3 protein-coding genes are annotated in these 4050 nt (G+C 72.0%); 1 reads left to right on the forward strand and 2 read right to left on the reverse strand.

The genetic code is table 11. The features are described from left to right. Window positions 1–509: 509 nt before the first annotated feature. Window positions 510–2828, reverse strand: a complete 2319-nt coding sequence (locus tag Q0112_RS15960) for an FAD-dependent oxidoreductase (RefSeq protein ID WP_297976968.1) — start codon at window positions 2826–2828, stop codon at window positions 510–512. A 144-nt stretch (window positions 2829–2972) separates the two neighbouring features. On the opposite strand from Q0112_RS15960, the gene Q0112_RS15965 reads away from it, so the two are divergent. Continuing rightward, complete coding sequence (locus Q0112_RS15965) at window positions 2973–3665, forward strand: ceramidase domain-containing protein (protein WP_297976969.1); 693 nt, start codon at window positions 2973–2975, stop codon at window positions 3663–3665. A gap of 89 nt (window positions 3666–3754) precedes the next feature. Here Q0112_RS15965 and Q0112_RS15970 read toward each other — a convergent pair. Further along, window positions 3755–4050: hypothetical protein (locus Q0112_RS15970; RefSeq protein ID WP_297976970.1), on the reverse strand; the 296-nt coding region annotated here is incomplete at its 5' end.

The following is a 4050-nucleotide window of genomic DNA, read 5'->3' on the forward strand; positions in this document are numbered from 1 at the left end:
TCAAGGCCAACCAGCCGACGCTCCGCGCCGAGGTCGAGGCCGCCTTCGCCGAGGCAGGAGGCGGCGCGGGCAGGCGATCCATTAAGTCCCGATCGCCGGATGGGACCCCGCCGATCTCGACGCCATCCTCGCCTCACGACCCGCATGACTTGGATTCGGAGCCCTGTCCCGCCCCCGAGGAGGTACTCGCCCCCTTCGCGCTGGATGACGAAGGCGACCCGCCCGGCCATCCGCCGTTCGCTTCCTCGAGATGGGCATCGACCCATCGGCATCAAACGCCTGGGGCGGCGCGGAGGGAATGTTCTACACTTCAATATATCCTGCCTCCGCCGTATCGGGAAGAATACGGACCTTCGGTTCTGCGAGAGGAGCCGCGGAAGGCCTCTGGCCCTCCCCGGTCGAGCGCGCTGGCGCAGCGAGCGCCGTGGGCTCGAAGGCGAGGTCCCCGCAGCCCACCACCACCTGCTCTGAACCTGCCCCGGTCGCACCCTGCCGGCGCCAACTACCCCTCACAGCGCCATGGCGGCGGCATGGGCACCTTTGGTCGCGTCGAAGATTCGGCCGACCCGAAACGAATCCCCGGCGGGCCGCACGACGGGGGCGGCATGCTGTTCCAGGCAGGCGCGATGGAGGGAGGCGTTCGGCTGCATGCCGACCGCGAACACCACCATGTCCGCCTCGAGGAAGCGCCGGATCTCGACGCGCTCGGCCTTGCGGGTGAAAGGATTGTGGATGTTCCGCGGCAGGACCGGCCGCCAGACGGCCGTGGGGTCGGGCACCGTTGCGGAGCCGTCGACCACGAGGTCGAGCCCGCCCGCCCGGATGGCCGCCACCCGGGCCGCCGGCACGAGCCGGACTCCCTGCCGGGACAAGGCGCGCAGCAGGTAGCCCCGGTTTGCGGTGCAGCTCGCCGCCATGAAGCTCTCGCCCTGCTCCACCACGCTTACCTCCTTGCCGAACTCGAAGGCGAGCATGTGGGCGGTCTCGCACCCGACATCGCCGCCGCCCACCACCACGATGCGCCGCGCTCCGGCGGCGAGACCTCGGTCGAGCAGGAGGTCCACCGCGAGCACCGAGGGCAGGGCCGCGGTCCGGGCGAGGTCCGGAACGAGCGCGGTCGAGCCGGTGCAGCAGAGGATCGCGTCGAAGCCGCCCGCTTTCAGCCCTTCGGCGGTGGCGGCCGTGCCGGGGCGGAAGTCGAGCCCATGCGCCCGCGCCGCCTCGGTCAACCGGTGTTCGAGGTGCGCGAGATAGTTCGCGACCTCGAACTTGATCGCCGGGACGGAGCCCGCCCGCAGCCAGCCGCCGACCCTCTCCGCCGCCTCGAAGAGCGTGACGCCATGGCCGCGCGCCGCGGCAAGGCAGGCCGCGGTGATCCCGGCAGGACCGGCACCGACGACCGCGACCCTCAGGGAAAGCGGCGCACGGCCCGGATCCGCGGGATACTTCGCCTCGAAACCGGTGCGCGGGTTGACGGTGCACTGGATATGCCCGCCGCGCACGATCTCGTTCAGGCAGCCCTCGTGGTCGCCGATGCAGGGAATGATCGCGTCCACCCGCCCGGAATAGACCTTGCGGGGCCAGTCCGGATCGGCGAGCAGCGGCCGCGCCAGAAGCACCGCGTCGCACATGCCCTCGCGCAGCGCCGCCTCGGCGATGTCGGGGTAGCCGAGCTTGCCGACCGCGGCGACGGGCACGGGCGCGCCGTTTCCACCGCGGATGCCCCGCGCCGCGAGGTAGTCCTTCACGCAGCGGGCGACCCGCAGATAGGCGCCGGGCGGCATCGGGCCGGGGGGATGGGGCAGCCACCAGGTCTCGTAGCAGCCGAGGTCCACGTCGATCATGTCGACGCCCGCGGCGACCAGCCGGCCGAGGTAGAGGAGCGTCTCGGCGACCGAGCGTTCGGCCCGGAACCTTCGCAGCGCGGGCTCGGCCTCCAGCCGCTCGCCATAGGCCGCGCGAAGCCCGAGCGACAGGTCGATGCGGTACATGATCGGGAAGTCCGGGCCGCAGCGCCGCCGGATCTCGGTAACGAGATCGAGCCCCAGCGCCTGCCAGTCCGCGTAACGGCCGAGACGGCGGCGGTTGAAGGCTGGATTGGCGAACTGCTCGAGCAGATAGCCCTCGTGGCCGTGCAGCTGCACGCCGTCGATGCCCGAGGCCATCGCGTCGATCGCGGCCTGCCCCGTGTCCCGCACGATCCGCCGCACCTCGCGGTGGAGAAGCGGACGGCTCGGCACCTGGGTGACGTAGAAGTTGGGGTTCCACGAGGACGAGACCGGCAGCCTCCACCGCCGCGGCAGGCATTCGGGCGATCCGACACGCCCGAGCCCGGGCGTGAGCTGGATGAAGAAGCGCGAGCCGAGCGCATGCACCGTCTCGGCGAGGTCCCGCCACCCGGCGAGGACGGCGCGCGATCCGTCGATCCGGGGAAACCATGCGGCGCCGCCCGGCTGGAGCACCGACGGGTCCATGGCGGGCGAGGTCGGAACGAGCCCCGAGATCAGAAGGCCTGCCCCGCCGCGGGCACGCGCCTCGAAATAGGCGAGCATCTGCTCGCTCGGGCGGCCCGACGGGTCGGCCATCGAGAGGTTGCCCATCGGCCCCATCACGATCCGGTTGGCGAGCGTCAGGCGGTTCACGGTGATGGGCGAGAAGAGGTGGTCGTAAGGGTGCAGCTTCCCGCTCATCGTCCAGCCTCCGGCCGCCGCGGGTCCCTCGCGCGGCCAGCGGTCGAACCAATCGAGAAGCTCCGCGACGAGGGCCTCGCCGGGCTCGGCAGCCGTCGATCCCTGTGGTTCCACGATGCCCTCCGAGACCCGTGTCACCGCTTCGTTCCTCCCCATCAGCCGCCGCCATGCCGCTGTGCAGGCGATCGTTCGGCGCGCGCGCCGTCCCGGCCATGATGCAGGTCAATACCCCTCCGGCCGCCGGCGTGCTACCGGCCGTGACGGCGTGGACCGAGCTTCTCGATGGACTGGACGGCGGCGATCGACATCTACTGCGAGCGGACTTCGGCCGGCTTCTGGGCCGAGCCCGTGAACGCATGGAGCAACCTCGCCTTCCCTGCCGCGGCCCTCTGGGTGGCGGTGGCCGCTCGCCGGCGCGGGGGCGCGACGCCCGCCTTCTGGGCGCTCGCCGTCCTCGCCGCGCTGGTCGGCGCAGGCTCGTTCCTGTTCCACACCTTCGGGAATGTCTGGTCCGAGTACGCCGATACGATTCCGATCTGGACCTTCGTCGCGGCGACGCTCTTCGTCGCCGCGACCCGCGTCGCCGGGCTGCGCCCGCACCCGGCCGGTGCGGCGGGCCTCGTCGCCGCCGTGGTGCTCATCGTGACCTTCCTGGCCGCAACCGACCCCCATCCCGCCGTGCCGCCGCCGCCTGACCCGCTGAACGGGTCGCTGCAGTACGCGCCCGCGCTGATCGCCCTCGCGACCGTCGCAGCCTTCGCCTGGTCCCGGCGTCTGCCGATCGCGAGCCTTCTACTCGCCGCCACGCTCGTCTTTCTCGCCGCGCTCGTCTTCCGCACGATCGACATGGCGGTCTGCGCCACATTTCCGCTCGGGACGCATTTCCTCTGGCACCTACTCAATGGGCTGACGGTGGGGCTAATCCTCACGGCCATGCTCGCCACCGACCCCGGCCAGTGCCGCGTGCGAAGCTGAGCGATCACTGCCTGGGCGTCCGACCCGACACCTCGAGCGCGGCGCCACTCCCCTCCCCGGCCTCCCGGGTGGCGCGGAAGCACCGTGCCCTACCGCCGCCGCCCGGTTTCACTTCTGTGGAGCGAGGCCACCCGGGGCAGATCGCGCAGGGCCTCGAACACCGGAACGGATTCGGGGGCGACGGTCCCGGTGTCCTGTCCGGACGCGGGGGCGACCATTATCCGGGTCTCGGCGACGGAGAGCCGCGGCAGGCTCGCCTCGAGCTCGGAGACCCGGTCGGCAGAGGGGGTGGTGCGTTCCGCGCTCGCCTTGGCCGCGGGGTGCGCGAGCGCCGGCCGTTCGCCGATCGCCCGAGCCTCGGCGCGCGCCGCCTCATCCGCGGCCT

The sequence above is a fragment of the uncultured Amaricoccus sp. genome, assembly GCF_937858865.1.
In the GTDB taxonomy this organism is placed as follows: domain Bacteria; phylum Pseudomonadota; class Alphaproteobacteria; order Rhodobacterales; family Rhodobacteraceae; genus Amaricoccus.

What these genes read in the sequence shown, in the direction of transcription:
- Q0112_RS15965 (WP_297976969.1), top strand. Translation starts at nt 2,973, where the DNA reads ATGGACTGGACGGCGGCGATCGACATCTACTGCGAGCGGACTTCGGCC.